General features: G+C 73.2%; 11 protein-coding genes and 1 pseudogene. 4 read left to right on the forward strand and 8 right to left on the reverse strand.

The window, feature by feature from the left end; genetic code table 11:
* Positions 1-150: 150 nt before the first annotated feature.
* The 3 genes and pseudogenes from ACIRQF_RS33770 to ACIRQF_RS33780 form a co-directional block, all read left to right on the forward strand.
* A pseudogene (locus tag ACIRQF_RS33770) lies at positions 151-14,736 on the forward strand (type I polyketide synthase); the annotation flags it as partial.
* A gap of 212 nt (positions 14,737-14,948) precedes the next feature.
* Positions 14,949-16,181 (forward strand): cytochrome P450, encoded by a 1,233-nt coding sequence (locus ACIRQF_RS33775; RefSeq protein WP_389752488.1) that lies wholly within the window; start codon positions 14,949-14,951, stop codon positions 16,179-16,181.
* 44 nt (positions 16,182-16,225) lie between these two features.
* Positions 16,226-16,999, forward strand: a complete 774-nt coding sequence (locus tag ACIRQF_RS33780; protein ID WP_404098244.1) for a thioesterase II family protein — start codon at positions 16,226-16,228, stop codon at positions 16,997-16,999.
* A gap of 332 nt (positions 17,000-17,331) precedes the next feature.
* On the opposite strand, the gene ACIRQF_RS33785 is transcribed toward ACIRQF_RS33780, so the two are convergent.
* From ACIRQF_RS33785 to ACIRQF_RS33815, 7 genes are all read right to left on the reverse strand, one after another.
* The gene (locus ACIRQF_RS33785; protein ID WP_404098246.1) at positions 17,332-17,985 is read right to left on the reverse strand and encodes a 4'-phosphopantetheinyl transferase; all 654 of its coding nucleotides are present in this window, start codon (positions 17,983-17,985) and stop codon (positions 17,332-17,334) included.
* The gene (locus ACIRQF_RS33790) at positions 17,982-18,869 is read right to left on the reverse strand and encodes a metallophosphoesterase family protein (protein WP_404098249.1); all 888 of its coding nucleotides are present in this window, start codon (positions 18,867-18,869) and stop codon (positions 17,982-17,984) included. The genes ACIRQF_RS33785 and ACIRQF_RS33790 overlap by 4 nt, the downstream gene beginning before the upstream one ends.
* 10 nt (positions 18,870-18,879) lie before the next feature.
* Positions 18,880-19,437 carry a hypothetical protein gene (locus ACIRQF_RS33795; protein ID WP_404098252.1) on the reverse strand — a complete coding sequence of 186 codons (558 nt, stop codon included), beginning with the start codon at positions 19,435-19,437 and terminating at the stop codon, positions 18,880-18,882.
* A gap of 159 nt (positions 19,438-19,596) precedes the next feature.
* Positions 19,597-19,896, reverse strand: a complete 300-nt coding sequence (locus ACIRQF_RS33800; protein WP_376633440.1) for a hypothetical protein — start codon at positions 19,894-19,896, stop codon at positions 19,597-19,599.
* 64 nt (positions 19,897-19,960) lie between these two features.
* Positions 19,961-20,815 carry a mycofactocin-coupled SDR family oxidoreductase gene (locus ACIRQF_RS33805; RefSeq protein WP_376633438.1) on the reverse strand — a complete coding sequence of 285 codons (855 nt, stop codon included), beginning with the start codon at positions 20,813-20,815 and terminating at the stop codon, positions 19,961-19,963.
* 201 nt (positions 20,816-21,016) lie between these two features.
* A complete protein-coding gene (locus ACIRQF_RS33810) occupies positions 21,017-21,427 on the reverse strand; it encodes a cold-shock protein (protein ID WP_404098256.1) in 411 nt (136 codons plus the stop codon).
* 72 nt (positions 21,428-21,499) lie between these two features.
* Positions 21,500-23,197: a DHA2 family efflux MFS transporter permease subunit gene (locus ACIRQF_RS33815; RefSeq protein WP_404098259.1), complete on the reverse strand. Its 1,698-nt coding sequence runs from the start codon at positions 23,195-23,197 to the stop codon at positions 21,500-21,502.
* 141 nt (positions 23,198-23,338) lie between these two features.
* Here ACIRQF_RS33815 and ACIRQF_RS33820 point away from each other — a divergent pair, with 141 nt between their 5' ends.
* Positions 23,339-24,112, forward strand: coding sequence for a TetR/AcrR family transcriptional regulator (locus ACIRQF_RS33820; protein ID WP_376633431.1), 774 nt, complete (start codon positions 23,339-23,341; stop codon positions 24,110-24,112).
* 350 nt (positions 24,113-24,462) lie between these two features.
* Here the strand turns inward: ACIRQF_RS33820 and ACIRQF_RS33825 are convergent, their stop codons facing one another.
* Entirely contained in the window at positions 24,463-26,025 is a 1,563-nt protein-coding gene (locus tag ACIRQF_RS33825; RefSeq protein WP_404098263.1) for an AMP-binding protein, read from the reverse strand.
* Positions 26,026-26,041 lie beyond the last annotated feature (16 nt).

Raw genomic sequence — 26,041 nt, forward strand, 5'->3', positions numbered from 1 at the left:
GGGCCGGGCACCTGGCCGAGCACTGAGCCGAGCACCCCGAGCAGAACACGAGGACCCGTGGACACCCAGGTTGACCAGCTGGTCGAGGCACTTCGCAACTCCCTGATCGAGAACGAGAAGCTGCGCGAGGCCCATGACGCGCACCTCGCCACGGCGCGGGAACCGATCGCGATCGTGTCGATGGCCTGCCGGTTCCCCGGCGGCGTCGGCACCCCCGAGGACCTGTGGCGACTGGTCGCCGACGGCCGCGACGCGGTCTCGGGGTTCCCCACGAACCGCGGCTGGGACCTCGACGGCCTCTACGACCCGGAGCCCGGCGTCGACGGCAAGTGCTACACGCGCGAAGGCGGCTTCCTCCACGACGCGGACCGCTTCGACCCTGGCTTCTTCCACATCAGTCCCGGTGAGGCCCTGGTCATGGACCCGCAGCAGCGCCTGCTGCTGGAGGTGGCCCACGAGGCCTTCGAACGCGCGGGCATCCCGCACAACAGCCTCAAGGGGAGCCGTACGGGAGTCTTCGCCGGCGTCATGTACCACGACTACGGCCTCGGCGACGACGACGGCAGCACCAGCGGCGGCAGTGTGGTGTCCGGGCGCGTCGCCTACACCTTCGGCCTGGAGGGCCCGGCGGTGACGGTGGACACGGCGTGCTCGTCGTCGCTGGTCGCCCTGCACCTGGCGGCGCAGGCGCTGCGTTCGGGGGAGTGCTCGCTGGCGCTGGCCGGCGGCGTCACGGTGATGGCCACACCGGAGACGTTCGTGGAGTTCAGCAAGCAGCGTGGTCTGTCGGTGGACGGCAGGTGCAAGGCGTTCGCCGAGGCGGCGGACGGTACGGGGTGGGGTGAGGGCGCGGGGCTGCTGTTGCTGGAGCGGCTGTCGGACGCGCGCAGGCTGGGGCATCCGGTGCTCGCCGTGGTGCGGGGTTCGGCGGTCAACCAGGACGGGGCGTCCAACGGCCTCACCGCGCCCAACGGGCCTTCGCAGCAGCGGGTGATACGCGCCGCGCTGGCGAACGCCGAGCTCTCCGCCGGTGACGTGGACCTGGTCGAGGCGCACGGCACGGGGACACGACTCGGGGACCCGATCGAGGCGCAGGCGCTGCTGGCCACGTACGGGCGGGACAGGAACGGCGCGGAGCCGCTGTACCTCGGGTCGGTGAAGTCGAACCTGGGGCACACGCAGGCCGCGGCGGGGGTCGCCGGCGTGATCAAGCTCGTGGAGGCGATGCGGAACGGGATCATGCCGCGGACGCTCCACGTGGACGCGCCCTCGTCGCAGGTGGACTGGTCGGCGGGTGCCGTGGAAGTGCTCGCCGAGGCCCGGGAGTGGCCCGCGACGGAGGACCGCCCGCGACGGGCGGCGGTGTCGTCCTTCGGGATCAGCGGCACCAACGCACACGTCATCATCGAAGCGGCCGTGGACGAGGCGGAGTTGTCCGATTCCGGCATGGGCCCTGACGGCCTCCCGGTGCTCGCGCTGTCGGCACGCTCGCCGGAGGCCTTGACCGAGGCGGCCGGGCGGCTGGCGTCGTGGTGGTCCGAGCGGGAGGACGTCGAAGTCGGGCAGCTGGCCTCGGCGTTGGTGTACGGGCGGGCTTCTCTGGAGCACCGGGCGGTGATCGTCGCCGCCGACCGTGCGGAGGCGCTGGCAAGCCTGGCCGCGTTCGCCTCCGAGGGCACCGGTGCGGTCACGGGACGGGTCGCGTCCGGGCGGACGGGTTGGCTGTTTACGGGGCAGGGGTCGCAGTGGCTGGGGATGGGTCGTGAACTGTACGCGGCGGAGCCGGTGTTCGCGGCTGCGTTCGACGTGGCGTGTGAGGCGCTGGACCGGCATCTTGAGCGGCCGATCCGTGAGGTGATCTGGGGCGAGGATCCGTCCCTCGTGGACGCGACGGTGTTCACGCAGGCAGGCCTGTTCGCCGTGCAGGCCGGTCTGGTGGGGGTGTTGCGGCACTGGGGTGTGAGCCCGGACCTGCTGGTCGGGCATTCGATCGGTGAGATCTCCGCCGCGTACGCCGCTGGGGTGTTCGGGCTTGAGGATGCGGCCCGTCTGGTGGTGGCGCGGGGGTCGTTGATGCAGGCGCTGCCGGAGGGTGGCGGCATGCTCGCGCTGGCCGCGGGTCTCGAACGGGTCGAGGGGCTGATCGCCGGGCTGGGCGTGGACGTCGCCGCCGTCAACGGACCTGCGGCGGTGGTGGTTTCGGGGCAGCTCGCGGAGCTGGACCAGGTGGCTGCCCGCGCGGCCCAGGCGGACGTGCGGGCGACGCGGTTGTCGGTCTCGCACGCGTTCCATTCGCGGCTGATGGAGCCGATGCTGGAGGAGTTCGCCGAGATAGCGGCGTCGCTGTCCTACCGCGAGCCGAGCATCCCGGTGGTTTCGAATGTCACCGGTCAGGTCGTGTCGGCGGAGCTGACCGACCCGGGCTACTGGGTGCGGCACGTGCGCGAGGCGGTCCGGTTCGCCGACGGTCTGGCCACGGCCCGCGGACTGGGCGTGACGCGCTTCGTGGAGGTCGGCCCCGAAGCCGTACTCACGGCGATGGCCGGCCAGAACCTGGACGACGCGGACGGGTCGACCTTCGCGCCGCTGATGCGCCGCCCGAAGCAGGACGGCCCCGGCGCCCGGACCACCCTCCTCATGGCGGCCGCCGCCCTCCACACCTCCGGCGCAGCCGTCGACTGGCACCTGCCCGCCCCGACCCGCCACCTCGACCTGCCCACCTACCCCTTCCAGCGGCGCAGCTACTGGCTGCCCGCGGCCGAGCGCGGGATGGACGCCGGCAGTCGCGGTCTCGTCGCCGTGGTCCACCCCCTGCTGGGGGCGGCGGTATCGGTCGCGGACACCGGCGGGACGATCCTCACCGGACGTCTCTCGATCGAGGCCCAGCCCTGGCTCGCCGACCACGCGGTCAACGGCACGGTGCTACTCCCGGGCACGGCGTTCGTCGAACTCGCGCTGCGGGTCGGCGACGAGGTGGGCTGCGACCGCGTCGACGAGATCGTCACGGTCGCCCCGCTGGTGCTCCCCGACCGGGGCGGTGTCCAGATCCAGGTCGCGGTCGGGGCGGCCGACGACGAGGGCCGCCGCGCACTGACCGTGCACTCCCGCCACGACGGCGAGGACTGGGTCTGCCACGCGCAGGGCGCCCTCTCCGCCGGGCCCGCGCGCCCGGCGGACTTCGACCTCTCCGCCTGGCCGCCCACCGGGGCCGAGAGGGTCGCGACGGGCGACGCGTACGCAGCCCTCGCCGCCGACGGCTACGACTACGGCCCCACGTTCCAGGGACTACGCGAGGTCTGGCGGCGAGGCGACGAACTGTTCGTGGACGTCGCGCTGCCCGAGGACGTCGACGGAGGCGCGTTCGGGCTGCACCCGGCCCTGCTCGACGCGGCACTGCAAGGGGTCCACCTCGGCCGCCCCGACCCGGAAGCCGGACCCGGTCTGCCGTTCTCCTGGCACGGTGTCACCCTGTGGGCGGCCGGTGCCTCCCGACTGCGCGTCGCCGTGGACGCGGGTGGCCGACTGCGGTTCGCGGACGCGGACGGGCGTCCGGTCGGCGTCGTGGACGAGCTGGTGGTGCGGCCCGTCACGGCCGCCGACCTCTCCGGTGCAGCGGGCCCTTCCGACGTGCTGCACCGGATCGAGTGGACACCGACCCGGCTGCCGGAACCCGTGGAGCCGGTCGAGGCGACGGGGTCGGGGCGACCGACGCCACCGGTCGTGGTCACGGCGGACTCCCCGGCCGGTTCGCGCGCCCCCGTGGTCGTGTTCCGCACCGCGGCCGGCGATCCCGTCGTGGCGGTCACCCGGGCACTGCAGGAGTGGCTCGCGGACGAGGACCGGCACGAGGCCGTCCTGGTCGTCGCCGCCGACGGCGCCACGACCGGCGGCCCCCTGCGAGCCGCCGTGGCGGGCCTGGTCAGAGCGGCCCAGGCCGAGCACCCGGGGCGCTTCGTCCTCACGGACGTGGACGACGTCGAGGCGGTCGAGCCCACGGCCTGGCACGCCCTCGCGACCTCCGGCGAACCCGAGTGGCGGCTGAGGGACGGCGCCTGGTCCGTGCCGCGCCTGGTCCGGGCGACAACCGCGTCCCGCGCGTCGACCACCGCCACCACCGCCGCGAGCGGCACCACACCCGCGGGCGACGGCACCTCGGTCGCCGCGACCCCTCCCGCCTGGGGTCCGGGTGCCGTGCTCGTCACCGGCGGTACGGGAGGGGTCGGGGCCGAGATCGCCCGGCACCTGGTCGTCGGGCACGGCGTGCGTGACGTCGTCCTGCTGTCCCGTTCCGGCCCCGGCGCCCCCGGCGCCGCCGCGTTGGTCGAGGAGCTGACCGCCGCCGGAGCCCGGGCGCGGGCCGTCGCCTGCGACGTCGGCGACCGTGCCGAACTGGCGGCCGTGTTGGAGACCGTCCGCGACCTCGGCGCCGTGGTGCACGCCGCGGGCGTCCTCGACGACGCCGTCCTGACCGAGCTCACGCCCCAGCGCCACGAGCGGGTCTGGCGTCCCAAGGCGACGGCCGCCGACCATCTGGCGGAGCTCACCGACGGGCGCGAGCTCTCCGCCCTCGTGCTGGTGTCCTCGATCGCCGGCGTGCTCGGCGCGGCGGGCCAGGCCAACTACGCCGCGGCCAACGCCTACCTCGACGGCCTGGCCGCGAGCCTCCGGCACGAGGGCCGGCGGGCCACGTCCATCGCCTTCGGGCTGTGGGGCGAGGCCGGCATGGGCGCGGCACTCGACGCGACGGAGCTGCGCCGTACCGAGCGGGCCGGGCTCCCCGCACTGACCACGTCAGAAGCCCTGGCGGCCTTCGACGAGGCGGTGTCGGGCGGGTACGACGCCGTCGTCGCCGGCAGGCTGCTTCCCCAGCTGGCACAGCACGCCGGACAGCGCGCACCCCTGCTCGCCGAGCTGTTCCGCGGGACCGGACGGCGGACCGCACGGACCGCGGCCGGCGACTCCCGCGCACTGGCCCGGCGACTCGCCGAGGTCGACCCCGCCGAGCGGTTCGGTGTCGTCCTCGAACTCGTCCGCACCCAGGCCGCCGCCGTCCTGGCGTACGACGACGCGTCCGCGATCGAGCCCGAACGCCCCTTCTCCGAGCTCGGGTTCGACTCCCTCAGCACCATCGAGATGCGCAACCGGCTCGGCGCCGCCACCGAACTCCGGCTGCCCGCCACGCTGCTCTTCGACTATCCGACCGCGCACGTCCTGACCCGGCACCTGCTCGACGAGATCGGAGGCCGGGCGGCCGTGCCCCCGACCGTGACCGCCCCGACGCCCGCCGCCCGGGACGACGACCCGATAGCGATCGTGTCGATGGCCTGCCGATACCCGGGCGGCGTCGCCTCCCCGGAGGACCTCTGGCGCCTGGTCGCCGAGGAGCGTGACACCGTGTCGGCGTTCCCGGCCGACCGGGGCTGGGACATCGACGCGCTCTACGACCCCGAGCCGGGCGTCGAGGGCAGGACCTACTCGCGGCACGGAGCCTTCCTGCACGACGCCGACCAGTTCGACCCGGCCTTCTTCAACATCAGCCCGACCGAGGCCCTGACGATGGACCCGCAGCAGCGCCTGCTGCTGGAGACGTCCTGGGAGGCCATCGAACGCGCCGGCATCGACCCCGTCGCCCTCAAGGGCAGTCGCACCGGCGTCTTCGCGGGCGTCATGTACCACGACTACGGGCCGGGCACGAGCAGCGGCGCGATCGTCTCCGGCCGGGTGTCGTACGTCTTCGGCTTCGAGGGCCCGGCGGTGACGGTGGACACGGCGTGCTCGTCGTCGCTGGTCGCCCTGCACCTGGCGGCGCAGGCGCTGCGGTCGGGGGAGTGCTCGCTGGCGCTGGCCGGCGGGGTGACGGTGATGTCGACTCCCGAGACGTTCGTGGAGTTCAGCAAGCAGCGTGGTCTGTCGGTGGACGGGCGGTGCAAGGCGTTCGCCGAGGCGGCGGACGGTACGGGGTGGGGCGAGGGCGCGGGGCTGCTGTTGCTGGAGCGGCTGTCGGACGCGCGCAGGCTGGGGCATCCGGTGCTCGCGGTGGTGCGGGGTTCGGCGGTCAACCAGGACGGTGCCTCGAACGGGCTGACCGCGCCGAACGGGCCCTCCCAGCAGCGGGTGATACGCGCGGCGCTGGCCAACGCGGGCCTGTCCGCCGCCGACGTCGATCTGGTGGAGGGCCACGGGACGGGGACACGGCTGGGAGACCCGATCGAGGCGCAGGCGCTGCTGGCCACGTACGGGCAGGACCGGAAGGGCAGGGAGCCGCTGTACCTGGGGTCCGTGAAGTCCAACGTGGGCCATACCCAGGCCGCTGCGGGTGTCGCGGGTGTGATCAAGCTGGTCGAGGCCATGCGGCACGGGACCATGCCCCGGACCCTGCACGTGGACGCCCCGTCGTCACAGGTGGACTGGGCCGCCGGAGCGGTGGAACTGCTGGCCGACGCCCGGGACTGGCCGGCGGCGGACGAACGCCCACGGCGGGCGGCGGTGTCGTCGTTCGGGATCAGCGGCACCAACGCGCACGTCATCGTCGAACAGGCCGCCGAACCCGAGGAGTCGCCCACGTCCGACGACGTTCCCGAAGGACCGGTGGCCCTGGTGCTGTCGGCCCGGTCGCCGGAGGCTTTGAGGGCGTCCGCCGCCCGTCTGGGGGCGTGGTGGTCCGAGCGGCGTGACGATCTCGAAGTCCACGAGGTGGCCTCGGCGTTGGCGCGGGGGCGGGCCGGGTTGGAGCATCGCGCCGTCGTCCTCGCCTCGTCGCGCGAGGAGGCGATCGGATCGCTGGCCTCGTTCGCGCACGAGGGGGTCGTGGCGGTCACCGGCAGGGTGTCTGCCGGCCGGACGGGTTGGCTGTTCACGGGGCAGGGGTCGCAGTGGCTGGGGATGGGGCGTGAACTGCACGTCACCGAGCCGGTGTTCGCGGCTGCGTTCGACGAGGCCTGTGATGCTCTGGACGCGTATCTGCCCACTCCCATTCGTGAGGTGATCTGGGGCGGGGACGCGTCGTTGGTGGATGCGACGGTGTTCACGCAGGCGGGTCTGTTCGCTGTGCAGGCGGGTTTGGTGGGGGTGTTGAGGCACTGGGGTGTGAGACCGGATGTGTTGGTGGGGCATTCGATCGGTGAGATCTCTGCCGCGTATGCGGCGGGGGTGTTCGGTCTTGAGGATGCGGCGCGGTTGGTGGTGGCGCGGGGGTCGTTGATGCAGGCGCTGCCGGAGGGCGGCGGCATGCTGGCGCTGGCTGCCGGCGTGGAGCGGGTGGAGAAGCTGGTCGACGGTCTTGAGGTCGACATCGCGGCGGTCAACGGACCTGCGGCGGTCGTCGTTTCCGGTCTGGCCACGGATCTGGACCGGTTGGCGGGCCGGGCCGCCGAGGCCGGTGTCAGGGCGACGCGGTTGTCGGTCTCGCACGCGTTCCATTCGCGGCTGATGGAGCCGATGTTGGAGGAGTTCGCCGAGGTCGCCGCCACCCTGACCTACGCCGAGCCGAGCGTGCCCGTCGTCTCCAACGTCACGGGGCAGGTCGTGTCGGGGGAGCTGACGGACCCTGGCTACTGGGTGCGGCACGTGCGCGAGGCGGTCCGGTTCGCCGACGGTCTGGCCACGGCCCGCGGACTGGCCGTGACTCGCTTCGTGGAGGTCGGTCCCGAGGCCGTACTGACGGCGCTCGCGCGCCAGAAGCTCGACGACGCGGACGAGTTGTTGACCTTCGCCCCGCTGATGCGCCGCCCGAAGCCGGACGGGCCGATCGCCCGGACAACCCTCCTCACCGCGGCCGCCGCCCTTCACGTCTCCGGCGTGGCCGTCGACTGGCAGCTGCCCGCCCCGACCCGTCACCTCGACCTGCCCACCTACCCCTTCCAGCGCAGCCGCTACTGGCAGGACTCGATGCCGGTCGGCGCCGATCCGCGGCAGGTGGGCCAGTCGCCGACCGGGCATCCGTTGCTGGGCGCGGCGGTGACGGTCGCCGAGACCGGGGGCGTCGTCCTCACCGGACGTCTGTCGACCGAGGCCCATCCCTGGCTGGCCGACCACGAGATCGACGGCGTCGCGCTCGTGCCCTCTTCCGTTCTCGTGGACCTCGTCCTGCGGGCCGCCGAGGAGGTGGACTGCGCGACCGTGGAGGAGTTGGACCTGGATGCGCCGGTCGTCCTGTCGGCGTCCGGGGGCACACCCGTGCAGGTGAGTGTCGGTGCGGCCGACCACGCGGGTCGACGGGGCGTCGGCGTGCACGTCCGGAACGGAGACCGGGGTCCGTGGGTCCGCTGTGCCTCCGGCACGTTGAGCGCTGCCCCTGCCGGTCCCGCCGCACCCCCGGCCGCCGCGCCGCGCGCGTGGCTCGCGCCGGAGGCCGTACCGCTGGACCTCGACACCCTCCACGAGGCACTCGCCCGTCGCGGGCACGCGTACGGGCCGGCGTTCCGTACGGTCCGGGCGGCGTGGCGGGACGGGGCCGACCTCTATGTCGAGGCGGCGCTTCCCGAGACGCCCGAAGCCAGGTCGACAGCGTCCTCGTTCGCGCTCCACCCCGCCCTGCTGGAGGCTGTCTGCCAAGTCGTCACGGCCATGGACTGCCTTGCGGTGGACGACTCCTCCGCCCCGGCCGACACCCCGATGCTCGCCACGTCCTGGCGCGGCATCACGGTGGTTCCGGGGGGTGCGGCGACGACCCTCCGGGCGGTGATCCGTGGTGGGCGGCTGTCGCTGCTCGGCGAGGAGGGAGCGGTGGTCGGCACGGTGGCGTCGCTCGTGCTGCGGCCGGTGACCCGCGCCGAGTTGAGCGCAGCCGGCGCCGCCGCCTCCTCTGTCCTGGACGGCCTTCACCGGGTGGGCTGGGTGGCTGCCCCGCTTCCTGAGCCCCGGGCGCTCGCCCCGGTCGCGGTCGTCGGGCCGGCGGAGGTGGCGGACGCCGATGCCGACGTCGTCGTCTGTGTGTGCCCGCTTCCGGTGGCCGCCGACGCGGAGTCGGCGCGTTCGCTGACGGCTGCGGTGCTCGCCGTGCTGCGCGCGTGGGTGGCCGACCCGACCAGGGAAGGCAGCACACTCGTGGTCGCCACGGCCGCGGGCGGTGACACGGCCGGTGCCTCGGTGCCCGCGGCCTCCGCCGTGGCCGGACTCGTCCGCGCCGCACAGGCGGAACACCCCGGGCGCTTCGTCCTGGTGGACCTGGACATCGCCGTGGCCCCGGACACCGACGGAGTCGTGAAGCGAGACGGAGCCGTAGCCCGGGACAGGGACACGGGCACGGACGCACACGCGCACACGGACACGGACAGAGACGGGGCCAGGGACGGGGCCAGGGACGGGGACGCAGAGGGGGATGTCGCCGTAGTCGGCCCGGCGGACAGGGCCGCCGCCCCCGCGACTCCTCTCGGCGCCCGGACCTGGCAGGCGCTGGCATCAGCGGAGGAGCCGGAGTGGCGCCTGCGGGACGGGAGCTGGCACGTGGCCCGCCTCCAGCGCCGCTCCCCGGCCGTGGGCGGTCCCGACTGGGGCGACGGCACGGTGCTGATCACCGGCGGTACGGGAGGCCTGGGCGCGCTGGTCGCCCGCCGCCTGGTGTCGCAGCACGGCGTACGGACCCTGGTCCTCGCGTCCCGCCGGGGCGACACTGCCCCGGGCGCGGCGGAACTCCTCTCCGAGCTGCGCGACGCGGGCGCCGACGTCAGGGCCGTGGCCTGCGACGTCGCCGACAGGGAGGCCCTCGCCGGCATGCTGTCGACGGTCGACGACCTGACCGGCGTCGTCCACGCGGCCGGTGTCCTGCACGACGGCGTGCTGAGCGAGCAGACCGAGGACCGCCTCGACGCCGTGTGGGAGCCGAAGGCCGCCGCGGCCTGGGCCCTGCACGACCTCACCCGGGATCTGCCGCTGCGCGCCTTCGTCCTGTTCTCCTCGGTCGCCGGTGTACTCGGCTCGGCCGGCCAGACGAACTACGCCGCCGCCAACGCCTTCCTCGACGGCCTGGCCGCACACCGCCGTGAACAGGGCCTGCCCGCGGTCTCGATCGCGTACGGGCTCTGGGAGGGCGGCGGCATGGGCGCGGCCCTCGACGCGGCGGAGCGGGAGCGCGGCGCGCGCGTCGGCCTGCCCGCCCTCTCGGTCGAGCAGGGCCTCGCCCTGTTCGACGTCGCGGTCACCGTGCGGGAGGCGTCGGTCGTCGCCACCCCGCTGCTGCCTGCCGTGGTCGACCACGCGGGGCAGCGGGCGCCGCTGCTGGCCGGACTGTTCCGGGCGGCGACCGCCCGTGCCGCCGCCCGGCGCGCGGCAGGCGGCCGGCTCGCCCGCCTGCTCGCGGCGGCACCGGAGGCGGCGCGGCACGGCATCGCGCTCCGGGCCGTCCAGGAGCAGGCCGCCCAGGTGCTCGGGCACCCGGAAGGGACGGCGCTGGAGTCCGACCGCCCCTTCTCGGAGTTCGGCTTCGACTCGCTCACCACGATCGAGATGCGCAACCGGCTCGGCGCGGAGACGGGTCTGCGGCTGCCCGCCGGTCTGCTGTTCGACCACCCGACCTTGCGCGCGCTCGCCCGCCACCTGGTAGAGGAGCTGTCCGGCACCGACTCCGCCGCGCACACGAACGCGACCGCGACGGCGGGTGCCCGCCGGGCCGCCGCGGCGGCGGCGGCCGACGAGCCGATCGCGATCGTGGCGATGGCCTGCCGCTTCCCGGGCGGGGTCACCTCGCCGGAGGATCTGTGGCGCCTGGTCGCCGACGGCGTCGACGCGGTCTCCGACTTCCCGGCCGACCGCGGCTGGGACCTGGACCGTCTCTACGACCCCGAGCCGGGCAAGCCCGGACACACCTACACGCGCAGCGGAGCGTTCCTGACCGACGTCGACCGCTTCGACCCGGCGTTCTTCAACATCAGCCCGGTCGAGGCGCTCGCCATGGACCCGCAGCAGCGCCTCTTCCTGGAGACGACCTGGGAGGCCCTCGAACGGGCCGGAATCGACCCCGTGACCCTGATCGGCAGCGACACCGGCGTCTTCACGGGCACCTCGTACCAGGACTACGGCTCCCGACTGCAGCAGATCCCCGACGAGGTCGCCGGCTACGTCGGCAACGGCACGCTCGGCAGCGTCCTGTCCGGCCGGGTGTCGTACGTCTTCGGTTTCGAGGGCCCGGCGATGACCGTGGACACGGCGTGCTCGTCGTCGCTGGTCGCCCTGCACCTGGCGGCCCACGCCCTGCGTTCGGGGGAGTGCTCGCTGGCGCTGGCCGGCGGCGCCACCGTCATGTCGACGCCGGAGACCTTCGTCGAGTTCAGCCGTCAGCGCGGTCTGTCGGTGGACGGCCGGTGCAAGGCCTTCGCGGACGCCGCGGACGGCACGGGCTGGGGCGAGGGCGTCGGTCTGCTGCTGGTCGAGAGGCTGTCGGACGCGCGCAGGCTGGGGCATCCGGTCCTTGCGGTGGTGCGGGGTTCGGCGGTCAACCAGGACGGTGCCTCGAACGGGCTGACCGCGCCGAACGGGCCCTCCCAGCAGCGGGTGATACGCGCGGCGCTGGCCAACGCGGGCCTGTCCGCCGCCGACGTCGACCTGGTGGAGGGCCACGGGACGGGGACACGGCTGGGAGACCCGATCGAGGCGCAGGCGCTGCTGGCCACCTACGGGACGGGCCGGGACGCGGACGCACCGCTGTACCTCGGGTCGGTGAAGTCCAACCTGGGGCACACGCAGGCCGCCGCGGGTGTCGCGGGCGTCATCAAGCTGGTGGAGGCGATGCGGTACGGAGTGATGCCGCGGACGCTTCATGTGGATGCTCCGTCGTCGCAGGTCGAGTGGCCGGCGGGGGCGGTGGAGCTGCTCACGGAGGAGCGGGCGTGGCCGGTGGCGGACGGCGATCGCCCGCGGCGGGCGGCGGTGTCGTCCTTCGGGATCAGCGGCACCAACGCCCACGTGATCCTCGAACAGGCCGGGGACGCGGGGAGGTTCGTGGCCCCGCAGATCGAGGGGCCGGTGCCGGTGACCCTGTCGGCGCGGTCGCCCGAGGCCTTGGCGGAGGCGGCCGAACGCCTGGCGGCGTGGTGGTCCGAGCGCGACGACGCCGAGGTCGGCGAAGTCGCTTCGGCGTTGGCGGGCGGGCGGGCTTCCCTGGAGCATCGCGCGGTGATCGTCGCCACCGACCGAGAGGAGGCGCGGGCGGCCCTGGCCTCGTTCGCGAACGAGGGGACCGTTGCGGTGACCGGCAGGGTGTCTGCCGGCCGGACGGGGTGGTTGTTCACGGGGCAGGGGTCGCAGTGGCTGGGGATGGGTCGTGAACTGCACGGTTCCGAGCCGGTGTTCGCGGCTGCGTTCGACGAGGCCTGTGATGCTCTGGACGCGTATTTGCCCACGCCGATTCGTGAGGTGATCTGGGGTGAGGACGCGTCGTTGGTGGATGCGACGGTGTTCACGCAGGCGGGTCTGTTCGCTGTGCAGGCGGGTTTGGTGGGGGTGCTGCGGCACTGGGGTGTGAGCCCGGACGTACTGGTCGGGCATTCGATCGGTGAGCTCTCCGCCGCGTATGCGGCGGGGGTGTTCGGGCTTGAGGATGCGGCGCGGTTGGTGGTGGCGCGGGGGTCGTTGATGCAGGCGCTGCCGGGGGGTGGCGGCATGTTGGCGCTGGCTGCGGGCGTGGAGCGGGTGGAGAAGCTGGTCGACGGTCTTGAGGTCGACATCGCGGCGGTGAATGGACCTGCGGCGGTCGTCGTTTCCGGTCTGGGCACGGATCTGGACCGGTTGGCTGGGCGTGCGGCCGAGGCGGATGTGCGGGCGACGCGGTTGTCGGTCTCGCACGCGTTCCATTCGCGTTTGATGGAGCCGATGTTGGAGGGGTTCGCCGGTGTCGCCGCCACCCTGACGTACGCCGAGCCGAACGTGCCCGTCGTCTCCAACGTCACGGGGCAGGTCGTGTCGGGGGAGCTGACCGACCCTGGCTACTGGGTGCGGCACGTGCGCGAGGCGGTCCGCTTCGCCGACGGCCTGGCCACGGCCCGCGGACTGGGCGTGACACACTTCGTGGAGGTCGGCCCCGAAGCCGTACTGACGGCGATGGCGCGCCAAAGTCTCGACGAGGCGGACGGGTTGACCTTCGCCCCGCTGATGCGCCGCCCGAAGCCGGACGGGCCCTCCGCCCGGGCCGCAATCCTCACCGCGGCCGCCGCCCTCCACGTCTCCGGCGTGGCCGTCGACTGGCAGCTGCCCGCCCCGACCCGCCACCTCGACCTGCCCACCTACCCCTTCCAGCGCAGCCGTTACTGGCTGTCCGCGGCCGGGCCGGAGCAGCAGTCCCCGGCCGGCGTGGGGGCGGCGGGGCTACGGGAGACCGGGCACGGCCTGCTGGCCGCCTCGGTCACGACCGCGGACGGTCTCTCCACGGTGCTGACCGGCCGCATCGGTGTGAACAGTCACCCCTGGCTGGCCGACCACGCCGTGGCCGGCGTGATCCTCGCCCCGGGCACGGCTCTCCTCGACATGGCGTTGTACGCCGCGGAGGTCACCGGGTACGGCGAGGTCGCCGAACTCGTCATCGGGCAGCCCCTCACGCTGCCCGCCCACGGAGCCGTGGACGTCCAGGTCCAGGTCACCACGGCCGGAGACCAGGCGGAACTCACCGTCCACTCCCGCCCCGCCGACGACACCGAGACGTCCTGGACCACCCACGCCACCGGCACCCTCACCCGCAGTGCCGCTCCGCCCGCCGCCGGACCGGACACCTGGCCCCCCACGGAGGCCACGCGTCTCGACGCCGACGAGCTGTACGCCCGCCTCACCGCCCGCGGCTTCCGCCTGGGCCCGCAGTTCCGGACCGTACGGGCGGCCTGGGCGGGCGAGGACACGCTCTACGTGGAGGCGGCGTTGCCCGACGACGTCGACACGGGTGCCCACCGGATCCATCCGGCGCTGCTCGACGCGCTGTGCCAACTGCTGGCAGTCGACGCCGAGACCGGGCCGGACGGAGTGCCGCTCGGTTCGACGTGGCGCGGCGTCCGGTGGGAGTCCGCCGCGCCGTTGTCGGCGGCCCCGGCCCTGCGCATGGCCTTCACCGGTGAGGGTCTCGCCGTGACGACCCCATCCGGGGCTCCCGTGGCGTCGGCCGCATCGGTGGGTCTGCACGCCGTGCCGCTCCCCGAGGGGGCGTCCGCAGGGGACTCGCTCCCGGACGCCGCGGAGTCCGACCGGGCCCGCACGGGGGACACGCGGCGCGGGTCCGCCCGCCGGGCCGACCCCGAGGCGTTCGTGCGCGAGCTGCGCGAGCAGGACGACGAGGCCCGCGCGCGGACCCTGCTGCGGTTGGTGCGCGAGCAGGTGGCGCACGTCCTCGGGCACGCCGGAGCCACGTCGGTGGACGCGGACAAGGCCTTCTCGGAGCTCGGTTTCGACTCGATGGCCGCCGTCGAGGTGCGCAACCGGCTGAGCCGGCACACCGGACTGGCGCTGCCGAGCACCCTGGTCTTCGACCACCCCACCGCGCGGCGCACCGCCGTGTGGCTGGACGCGGAGCTGCGGCCGCGGGCCGAGGACGGTGCCGAGGCGCTGCTGGGACGGATGAGCAGCCTCGAGACGCTGTTGTCGAGCGCGTCCCCGTCTCCCGAGGAGGGGGAGGCGATCCTGGCCGGGCTGGAGTCGCTGCTGCAGCGCTGGCGGTCGCGGACCGAGGGCGCCGTGACCGCGGGCGAGGAGGCGATCGTGCTCGACGACGCGAGCGACGACGAACTGTTCGCCGTGCTCGACGGGGAGCTTGGCGGCGGCTGAGCCGTACGGGCGAGGTGGCCACTCCCGTAAGGCGGCCATTCCCCGTGCCGGGGGTGCGGCCCGGCACGGGGAGTGGCCCCGACTCAGGGGGACGGTAGGGGTACTTCGGCGTCACGGGCCCGCCCTAGCGTGGGGCTCGCCCGCGCGGAACCGCGCACCCGTCCACGACGCGCGCCTGCTCCGACGCGCCGAGATGCCCTGGGAGATCCACGATGACGACCGAGCCGAGCACCGTGACGCCGGACGACGCGGTGATCGAACTGTTCAGCCCGCCGCAGCCGGCGGACCCGTTCCCCCTGTACGACGTGCTGATGGGGACCAACCGCGTGTACCGCAGCCCGTCGCTGGGGCTGTGGGCCGTGACGGGCTACGCCGAGTCCTCCGAGATCCTGCGCGCCAACTCGACCCGCAACGGCCCGCGTGCGGCGAGCACCATGCGTCCGGACTGGGAGGACCACGAGGCGCTGCGCATGTACCTCAACGCCCTGATCACCCTCGACCCGCCGGACCACAGCCGGGTCCGCGGGCTCGCGGGCAAGGTGTTCACCCCGGCCGCGGTACGCGCCCTGGGGCCGAGCATCGAGCGCCTGATGCGCCGTCATCTCGACGACATCGTCGAGCAGGCCGACGGTGGCTCCCCGGTGGATCTGATCAAGGCTCTGGCCAGCCCGTTCCCCGTCGCCGTCATCAGCGAGATGCTGGGCGTGCCGGACGAGGACGGCATGCACTTCTACCACGTGGCCAACAACTGGTCCCGGGTCTGGGCGGGCGGCTACTACTCGGAGGAGGACCTGACGCGCGCCGACGCGGCGGCGGTGGAGCTGCGCGAGTACTTCGACGGGATCCTCGACGAGCGCCGCAGGAGCCCGCGCGAGGACCTGCTGTCGACGCTGGTGCGTGAAGGCGACAACGCCCGGCTGTCCCCGGAGGAGACCATGTCGCTGGCGACCTTCCTCTTCGTCGCGGGCTTCGAGACCACCACGTCGCTCATCAGCGCGGGACTGATCTCGCTCCTGGAGCACCCGGACCAGATGGAGCTGTGGCGCAAGGACGCCTCGGTCACGCCGACGGCGGTCGAGGAGCTGCTGCGCTTCAACACGCCGATCACCGCCGCCAGCCGGGTCATGAAGGAGGACACCGCGCTGGGCGACCAGGTCGTCCCGGCGGGCAACCTCGTCGTCGCGCTGCTGGCCGCCGCCAACCGCGACCCGCGCCAGTTCACCGACCCGGGCAGGCTGGACCTGACCCGCAGCGAGGGCGCCAACCTGGCCTTCAGCGCGGGCCCGCACTTCTGCATGGGCGGAAACCTGGCCCGCCTGGAGGCCTCGGTGCTCTTCCCGGCCTTCCTGGAGCGCTTCGGCAGCATCGAGGTGGTGGGCACCCCGGCGCGCCGGGACGCCATCGGACTCAACGGCTACGAGGAGCTCCAGCTCGTCCTCGCCTGAGGCAGCCGGCCCGAAGCCGTTCCGGAAAGGGACAGAGGATCCAGATGTCATCCATCGACCCCGCCGCCTGGCTGCGGCGCTACCATCCCGTCGACGACAAGGCGCCGCGGCTGATCTGCTTCCCGCACGCCGGCGGGTCGGCGAGCTACTACTTCCCGTTCTCCCGCGCGGTGGCCGACTCCGGGGCCGCCGAGCTGAGCGTCGTGCAGTACCCCGGACGCCAGGACCGGCACCGGGAGGCGTGTCTGACGGATCTGCGGGAGCTGGCGCGGCTCGTCGTCGAGGCCGTGCTGGCCTCCGACGACGGCCGGCCGGTGTCGCTGTTCGGGCACAGCATGGGCGCCCTGCTCGCCTTCGAGGTGGCCCTGCAGCTCCAGGAGCGGGCCGGTCTCCGCGCGGACCGGCTCTTCGTCTCCGGCCGGCGTTCGCCCAGCAGCCCCAGGAGCGAGAGCGTGCACCTGCGCGACGAGCAGGGCCTGGTGCGGGAGGTCCGCGCGCTCGACGGCACCGGCTCGTCGATGCTGGACGACCCCGACGTACGGGCGATGATCCTGCCGCCGCTCCGGGCCGACTACCAGGCGCTGGAGACCTACCGGTACGCCCCGGAGCGGCGCCTGGCGATCCCGGTCGACGCCTTCGTCGGCGACAGCGACCCGCGTACCTCGGTCGACGACGCCGGACGGTGGGGCGAGGTCACGGCCGGGGACTTCGACCTGTGCGTGCTGCCCGGCGGGCACTTCTTCCTCGTCGACCAGTGGGCGACGCTGGCCGGCCTCGTGGGCGGCAAGCTCGCCGGCACCGGCCGGATCCCTCTCTGACCGGCGGCACCGCCACCCTGCACGACGCTCTCCGCCCCACCGCGCAGCGCTTTTCAGGACGCCGTCGGCCCCGCCCGTCCGCACGGACGCCCTCGTCCCCCGCCCGTCCGCACGGACGCCCTCGTCCCCCGCCCGTCCGCACGTACGCCCTCGGCCCCCGCTGTCGGCACGGACGCTCGCGGGGGCCGTCGGGCTGTCCCCGGGCCTGGCGACAGGCGGGCGAGGGCCCACGGGCTGTTCGCGGGGCCGGCCGACAGGCTCGCGCGCCCACTGGCGCCACCTCCGCGTGGCCTGCCGGCAGCGCCGGGGCCCTGCGGCACCTTCTCGCGGTCCTAGCGGATCCCGGTCATGGCGATGCAGGTCACGACGATGTCCCGGTCGACGAGCCAGCGCCCGTGGAAGCCGGTCAGCCGCTCACCGGTCGGGGCGAATCCCGGGATCAGGACGCGCACGGTGAACGTACCGTCCGGGGCGATGACGATGGAGGCCTCGTCGAAGTCGAGCCAGCTCCGGGTCACGGGGAACCAGGCCTTGTAGACGGATTCCTTCGCGCTGAACAGGAGCCGGTCCCAGGCGATGCCCCCGGCGGTCGGCAGCGCGGCCAGCGAGGTGTGCTCCTCGGGCCGGGCGATGGTGTCCAGGACACCCTCGGGCAGGGCGGCGTGCGGTTCGGCGTCGATGCCGAGCAGGGCGATCTCGTCGCTCGGGGCGACCACGGCCGCACGGTAGCCGGCGCAGTGCGTCATGCTGCCGACGACGCCGTCCGGCCAGACGGGCGCACCCCGCAGGCCCGGGAGCAGCGGTGCGGGCGGATGGCCCAGTGCGGCCAGGGCCTCCCTGGCGCAGGCGCGGACCGTGGCGAACTCGGCGCGGCGTTTCTCGACGGCCCGTTCCACGAGGGCGAGTTCCTCGGGGAACAGCGGGTCGTCGCGGTCGCCGAAGCTGTGCGACCAGCGCACCGCGGGCGGCAGGATGCGGCCGATCACGCGGACCCGCCTCCGGACCCGGCGCTGGTGAAGGGGAGCCGGGCGGCGGGCTGCGCGGGGAGGATCTGGCGGGCCAGGTCGGAGCGGAGTCCGAAGCGGCGCCACTCCCTGGGGTAGCCGAGCGAGACCTCGTGGAAGGGCACGCCGTCGTAGCCGGTGCTGCGGGGTATGTGCAGATGCCCGTAGACCACCGCCGCCGTGCCGAAGCGGAGGTGCCAGTCCGCGGTGTGCACCGTTCCGCACCACTGGACGAACTCCTGGTGCGTCATCACTTCCGTGGGGTGGCGTATCAGGGGCCAGTGGTTGACCAGGACGAGCGGGAGGTCGCCGGCCGCCTCCTCGAGCCGCCGCTCGGTCTCCGCCAGCCGCGCCGCGCACCATGCCTGCCGGCTCGGGTAGGGGTCGGGGTGGAGGAAGTACTCGTCGGTGCAGACGATCCCGGCCTCGCGCGCCGCGGCGAGCGACTGCTCCACGGTGCTCGTGCCGGGGGTGAGGAAGGAGTAGTCGTAGAGCAGGAAGAGCGGGGCGACGCGCACGGGGCCGCCCGGTCCCGTCCACGTCGGGTACGGGTCCTCCGGCGTGAGGACGCCCAGGCGGCGGCACAGGGCCACGAGTTGCTCGTAGCGTGCGACGCCGCGGAGCGCGCCCGGGTCCTCCGGGTGTGTCCACAGCTCGTGGTTGCCGGGTACCCAGACCACCTGGGCGAAGCGTTCGCTGAGCAGGGTGAGCGCCCAGGTGATGTCCTCCATGCGCTCCCCGACGTCGCCGGCGACGATCAGCCAGTCGTGCGGGGAGGAAGGCCGGAGTGCCTCGACGACCTCACGGTTGTCGGCGTAGCCGACGTGCAAGTCACTGATGGCTCGCAGAGCCCCCTGTGTCGACATGCTTGTCACCCTAGATCAGCGGGAGTCGGTGCTCGGTCCGGATCGGCAGACGCGAGGCCGTGAGGTCCAGTACGTCCTGGGTCAGACCGGCCGTCGAGCGGAGCGGGCCGGAGGCGGGAGGCCGACGCGGTCCCGAGACGCGCGCGACGAGGCGGCGGCACTGCTCCGGGATCGACTCGCCGACGGCGGCCGCCGGTTCGGGCAGGAGCACGACGGGGGCGGTGCGCTGCCGGCGGGCCACGCCCGCGGCGATCAGGTCCGCGTAGAGTGCGCCGGGGCCGAGTCCCAGGACGGCGCGGACCCGGAGGCCCCCGGCGGTCACGCCCTCGAGCCACGGCGTGAGACAGCGGTGCAGGTCCAGCCCGCGGGGCCGGTGTCCGGGCGGCGGCCCGAGGGCCTGCCATACGGTGTGTTCGGTGTCCAACAGCGGTGCCACGGGCCGGAGATCGGCGCCCGGCGGTCCGAGCAGCGGTCGGCCTATCGCGAGGATCAGTTCGGGCGACTGCCCGCGGTGCAGCTCCTCCCAGCAGCCGGGAGGGTGCCCGCGCTCGCCCCGTACGAGATGCATGGTCGGCCTCGCATGCGTACGCCGCCCGTCGGGGACGGGCGGGCGGGGAGCGGTGCGGAGAAAGGGGACGCGGAAACCGTGCGCTCCCGCTACGGGGGATGAAGAGGGGGTGTCGCACGGTTTCCGCGGGCCTGGTGGCACCTTCGGCGGGGCTCCGGGTCAGGCGCGCTGCCCGGTCACCGTCATCCGGCCGAAGCTGCCCGCGACGGTCGCGCCGGTCAGGTTGTCCTCGGCGACGATCAGGTCGAAGTCCATCTTCATGGGCATCGGGCGCGTCATGTTGATGGTGAACTGGGCACGGTCGCCGTCAAGGCGCCCGTTCTCGATGTCCACGGTGCTGCCCATCGCCGTCGCGGTGCCGGAGAGCGCGCCCCCGTTCCGGGTGACGTCGATGCTGCCCTCCTGCGGGCCGATGGGGGAGGCGATGGTGATGGACCACTTGCCGTCGATGGCGCTCATGGATTCTCCAAACTGGGTCGGTGGCCGAAAGGCCGGGTGGGCACGCGGTTCCCGCCAGGGCGGCTCAGCGCTGGATCTCTCGCTCCGCCAGGGCTCCGGCGTCGATCTTCAGCTGTACGCCGGTGAGGTACCGCGATTCGTCCGAGGCCAGGTAGACCACGGCGTGGGAGATGTCGATCGGATCCAGCAGCGGAACGCCCATGGCGTGGAAGTTCCTGAACAGCACCTCGGCGTCGGCCTCGGTGGGATGCTCGAGGTCGGGGCGGTAGGTGCGGTAGGTGGACTCGTTCTGCACCATGCGGGTCGCGACGTTGCCCGGGTGGACCGCGTTGACGCGGGTGCCCTTCGGGGCGAGCTGCACGGCGAGCCAGTTGACGTAGTCGACGAGCGTCTTCTTGGCGAAGCTGTAGCCGTATCCGCCCGGGCCGGCGACGGCGTTGCCCGCGAGCTCCGGCGCCAGGCCGGCGACCGAGCCCATCACGATGACCGAAGCGCCGTCGGCGAGATGCGGGAGTGCGGCGTGCACGGTGGAGATGGTGCCGAGCAGATTGACGTCGATGGTGTCGGTGAACGCGTTCAGCGGTCGGTCCATGCCGACCGGGCTGATGCCGGCGTTCGCGACGACCGCGTCGAGCCGGCCGAGTTCCCCGACCGTCTCCGCGAAGGCCCGGTCGAGCGCCGCACGGTCGCGGATGTCGACCTGCCGGACCACGGCGCGCCGTCCGGACTTCCTCACCAGCTCGGCGGTCTCGTCGAGTTCCGTGCCCGTCGACATGCCGTAGTCGGCGACGGGAATGTCCTGGCAGATGTCGAACGCGATGATGTCCGCGCCCTCCTCGGCAAGGCGCAGCGCGTGGCTGCGGCCCTGTCCGCGGGCGGCGCCGGTGATTGCGACGACCTTGCCATCGACCCGGCCCATGATTCGCCTCCGTAGGCACTGGAAGGGATTGCGCGTGCGCGGTGGTGCGGCGGCTTCGCGCGGGATGCCGGCGGGGTTTCGCCCGCCGCGCCCCGGGCCTCTTTATAGCCACGCGCGCCGAGGGCGGACGACCCCTAGATTGCTGCTCACCGCAGACCTAGGGGTGCCCCGTCCGCGGTGTTCCGCGGGGCGTTCCGGAGGTCAGTCGAGCACCCAGCCGTGGCCGCGGGCCACCCCCAGCAGCCGCTCGCGCAGCCGGGAGATCTGGGCCGCCGTCACCGACGGGGCACAGGAGATGATCACGTCGGTGAACTCCTGGAGGAGTTCGGCCGACGTCACCCTCCGGGTGGCTGACGCGGCCGCCGTGCCGGCGGCCGCGGGGTGCCGGCCGTCGGCCTCGGCGGCCGGCACCTGGGCGACGGGGCGGACGTTGACGGCCCGCAGACCCCGCTCGCTCTCGGTCTCCTCGAACTGGACGGGCACCCCGGGTGTGATGAGGTGCCGGTCGCAGAGGATGTCGTTCGCGTGCATGAAGGCGTCCTCGCCCGAGGGACGGCTGACGAAGCCGTAGCCGTGAACGCTGTCGAAGCTCACTACACGACCTACAGGCATGGGTTCCGCCTTTCTGGGTGGGGGGTCGGGACGCCGCGTGGGCGTCGGGGACGCCGTACGGTGCCGTCCTGATCAGCTGCCCGTGAGCCGCTCGGGGCCCGAGGGCACGTCCCCGGGCCGGCCGGCCGGGGCAGGGACCGTCGGGCTGTCGCCGTGGCCCGTGGTGGCGGCCTCCTCCGGGTGCTGGGCGAGGTATCCGCTCAGCCCGGGGAACTCCTCCTCGAAGTCCTCCGGGTACTCGGCCGGGGCGTTCCGCAGCGTGATCAGTGCCACGATCGCGACGACCCCGAGGATCACCACGTTGAGCAGCACGGCGCTGTGCAGACCGCGCATGAAGGCGGCGTCGGCCGCGTCGATGACGGCGGAGGCCACCTTCTCGGGCAGCGCCGCGGTGGCCTGCAGAGCTCCGCCGAGGGAGTCCTTGGCCGCGCTCGCCACCTCGGCCGGGGTGCCCTCGGGCAGCTTCAGGGTGTGGGTGTAGCGGTTGTTGAGGATGGTGCCGAGCACCGCCATGCCCAGCGCGCCACCGAGCTCGGCCGCCGTGGTGGCCAGGGCGGACGCGGCGCCGGAGCGCTCCTTGGGCGCGCTGTTGACGATGGTGTCCGAGGTGACGGTGAAGGTGGACACGGCGCCGATCGCCTGGAGGACGACCGGGATGACGACGATGGCGTAGCTCGTGTCGACCTCCAGGACGCTGTAGAAGGCCATCGCTCCCGCACCGACGGCGAGGCCGAAGGCGCACAGTTTCGCCCGCCCGATCTTCGGCACCAGCATGCCGATCATCGGGGCCACGATGATGGCCACACCGGCGGGCGGCAGCATCGCGAGACCCGACTTGAGCGGCGACCATCCGTGCACCAGCTGGAAGTACTGGCTGAGCAGCAGCGTCGTGCCGATGAAGGCGAACAGGGCGAAGGTGTTGGACGCGACGGCGCCGGAGAACGCCATGTTCCTGAAGAGCTTGACGTCGATCAGCGGGTGCTCCATGCGGGCCTGCTTGAGGCCGAAGAGCACGAGGGCGACGACGCCGACCACGGTGGCGATCAGCACCCGCTTGTCGGTGAAGCCGTCGTGCACCGACTCCTGGATGGCGTAGACGATGCCGACGACGCCGACGATCGACAGGACCACGCTGACCGGGTCGATCCGGCCGGGCAGCGGGCTGCGGGACTCGGGCACGACCACGACCGCCACCGAGAAGAGCAGTACCATGATGGGGACGTTGATCAAGAAGACCGACCCCCACCAGAAGTTGTTGAGCAGCGGGCCGGCGACGACGGGGCCGATCGCCATGCCACCGCTGATCATGGCGGCCCAGATGCCGACCGCCGTGGTGCGCTCCTTCGGGTCGGTGAAGATGTTGCGGATGATGGAGAGCGTGGTCGGGTAGACCGTCGCGCCGGCCACACCGAGCAGTGCCCGCCCCGCGATGAGCCACGCCGGCGAGTCCGCGTAGGCGCAGAGCACCGAGGCCGCGGCGAAGGAGAAGGAGCCCGCGAGGAGCAGCTTCTTGCGGCCGATCCGGTCGCCGAGGTTACCCATCGTGACCAGCAGGCCGGACAGGGCGAGCCCGTAGATGTCCGCGATCCAGAGCACCTGGCTGGACGTGGGCTCCAGGTCCTGGATGAGCGAAGGGATGGCCAGCTGCAGGACGGTAAGGTCAACGCTCAACAACAGTGCGGCCATGCAGATCACCACGAGCGCCACCCAGCGACGCCCCCCGAGTTCGGGCGGGGCGGCTAGGCGGGGAGCGGTTGGAGAGGTAACCATCAGAGGTCTCCGGTTCTACGCGGGATTCGACTACGCGTGACTCGACGAGCACGGTAACTGTGTATGCCGTACTCACTTGTGTAAGCTATACGCAGAAGTGCGGGGCGGTCAATCGCTCCGTGCTCGATGACTGGAGTGTCTGTGTCGAAACAGGACAGCGATGACTTCTCTCGGACCCTGGAGCTGCTTTGGGGCGGACGGGGGCCATCGGCCCGCGGGCCCAAGCCGGCGCTGACCGTCGAGCGCATCGTCGAGTGCGCCATCGACATCGCGGACCGGGAGGGCTTCTCGGCCGTCTCGATGCAGAGGGTGGCCAAGGAGCTCGGCCGCAGCACGATGTCCCTGTACCGCTATCTGCCAGGGAAGAACGATCTGGTCAGCCTCATGATCGACGCCGCGCTCGGCGATCCGCCGATCCTGGAGGACACGATCGGTGACTGGCGCGCCAAGCTCGAGGTGTGGGCGCACTGCTACCTCGTGGTCCTCAACGACCACCCCTGGGCGGTGCTCGCGGCGACCCTGGGCCGGGCCATGGGGCCCAACGAACTCGGGTGGCTGGAATCCGCCGTCTCCGCCCTCGGCGGTACGGCGCTCAGTGGCAGCGAGAAGACCGACGCGGTCGTCGCCGTCAACGGCCATGTCCGCAGCTGGGTGCAGTACGCGGGCAACGCCCCCGCCGGCCCGACGGCCGAGATCTCGAACGAGCACTGGGGCACGGCCATCGCCGGCCTGGTCCGCGATCACGGCGAGCGCTACCCGGCGCTGCTGGAGGCCATGGAGTCCGGCGCGTTCGACCCGACGGACGAGGGCGGCCCGGCGTTCGGTCTGCGGGTCGTGCTCGACGGCATCGGGGTGCGGATCGCCGAGCGCGAGGCGACGAGGAGCCGCGGCCGCCGGACCGCCCGTCAGTCCTGACCCGGTCCGGCGGCCCGCCGCCCTTTGGGCTCCGCCCGGCCTCCGGGCTTCGATCCGGTCCTGCCGGCTCCGACGCGGCTTCGCGGGCCTCGATACGGTCCCGTCGGCTCCGAGGGGGCTTCGCGGGCCTCGACCCGGTCCCGTCGGCTCCGATGCGGCCTCGGGACTTCGATGTGGTCCCGTCACCCCGGCCCGGCCTCGGGGGCTTCGACGTCCCGTCGGGCTCCGGCCCGCCCCGTCAGGCCTGGTCCGTGACCGGCCCCGTCAGGCCTGGTCCGTCACAGGCCCAGGCTCGCGATCCGTCACGTGCCCCGGCTCGCGGTCCGTCAAATGCCCCGGCGCGCGGTCCGTCACAGGCCCAGGCCGCGCGGTTCCGGCCGGATCCGGGCCCGGCCGGAAAGCGCCTTGCGGTCGATCTTCTTGTTCGAGTTCAGCGGGAACTCCACCAGGTGCCGGAACTCGCGCGGCAGCGCGCCGCCGGGCAGCAGGGGCCTGAGGTGCCGGACGAAGGCGGCCGGGGCGACCGGCTCGCCGGTGTAGAAAACCACCAACTCGAGCGAGTCGTCGGCCGGGCGGGCCACCGCCACCGCGTCGCTCACACCCGGGCAGGATCGCGCCGCGTCGTCGACCTCCGCGAGCTCCACCCGGAGACCCTTGATCTGTACCTGTGAGTCGAGCCGCCCCACATAGCTGAACTGGTCGGCCGTCCGCACCACCCGGTCGCCGGTGCGGTACCAGACGTCCCCGTCCGCGACGAAGAACCGCCCCGCGTCGTCCTCCGCGTCCAGGTAACCCTGCGTCAACTGCGGACCACTCACGCAGAGTTCCCCGCCCTCCTTGCTCTCCTCGCCGTCCGCGTCCAGCATCCGCGCCCGCAGCCCCTCGTGCAGGGCGCCGATCGGCACGATCCCGTTGACCGCGAGCTCGGTGGAGATCTGCGCCGACCAGCGGTGCGCGCTCACCGTGATCGTCAGCTCGGTCGGACCGTAGAGGTTCTCGATGACGCCGTGGTCGGCCGCCCGGTGCCAGTCCGCCGCGTCGGCGCACTTCAGTGCCTCACCCGCGAAGAAGCTCCAGCGCAGCCCCGGCATCGAGCCCGGGGCGAGGCCGCCGGTGCGCCGGACCAGGGCGATGGCGCTCGGCGTGGAGAACCACACGGTGATCCTCCGCTCCCGGACGAACCCCGGGAGGTCGAGATACGCGGTCGGCGGGACGGGGTGCACGCAGGAGCCCGCACCCCACGCGCAGAACAGGTCGAAGATCGCGCAGTCGAAGTTCAGCTCGACGGTCTGGGCGAAAGCGTCACCGACGCCGAAGTCGTAGCGCGCGTCGACCACGTCGAAGTAGTGCCGGAAGTTGGCGTGCGTCAGCGGCACCCCCTTGGGCCGCCCGGTGGAGCCCGAGGTGAACAGCACATAGGCGAGGTCGTCGGCGGCGACCCCGGCCGGCTCCACCAGCGTGTCACCCGGCTCCTCCCGCAGCAGCCCGGCGCCCGGCCCGCCGTCGGAGGGCAGGTCCGGGCACAGCACCGGCAGGTCCGGACCCGCCTCCCGCACCGTGACCAGACCGTCCGGATCGGCGATCACCGCCTCGACCTCCGCCGCCCGCAGCATCTGCCCGATCTGCCCGGCCGGCCACTGCACGTGCAGCGGCACGGCCGTCCCCCCGGAGTAGAGCGCGGCCAGGACGCCCGTGTAGCCGGTGCGGTTCTTGCCCGCGAGCACCGCGACCCGGCCCGGGCGACGCCCGAGACGGCGGGTGAGCGTGCCCGCCCAGCGCAACGCCGTGTCGTGCACCTCGCGGTACGAGTACTGCTCCTGCGCACCCAGCCACAGCGCGGGGCGGTCGGCGGCGACGCGCAGACCGCTGAGGAAACGGTGGTGCACCCCGGCGTCCGCTACCGGCTCGATCATCGTGGTCTCCTGCCAG

Source organism: Streptomyces sp. NPDC101191 (assembly GCF_044767915.1).
Classification (GTDB): domain Bacteria; phylum Actinomycetota; class Actinomycetes; order Streptomycetales; family Streptomycetaceae; genus Streptomyces.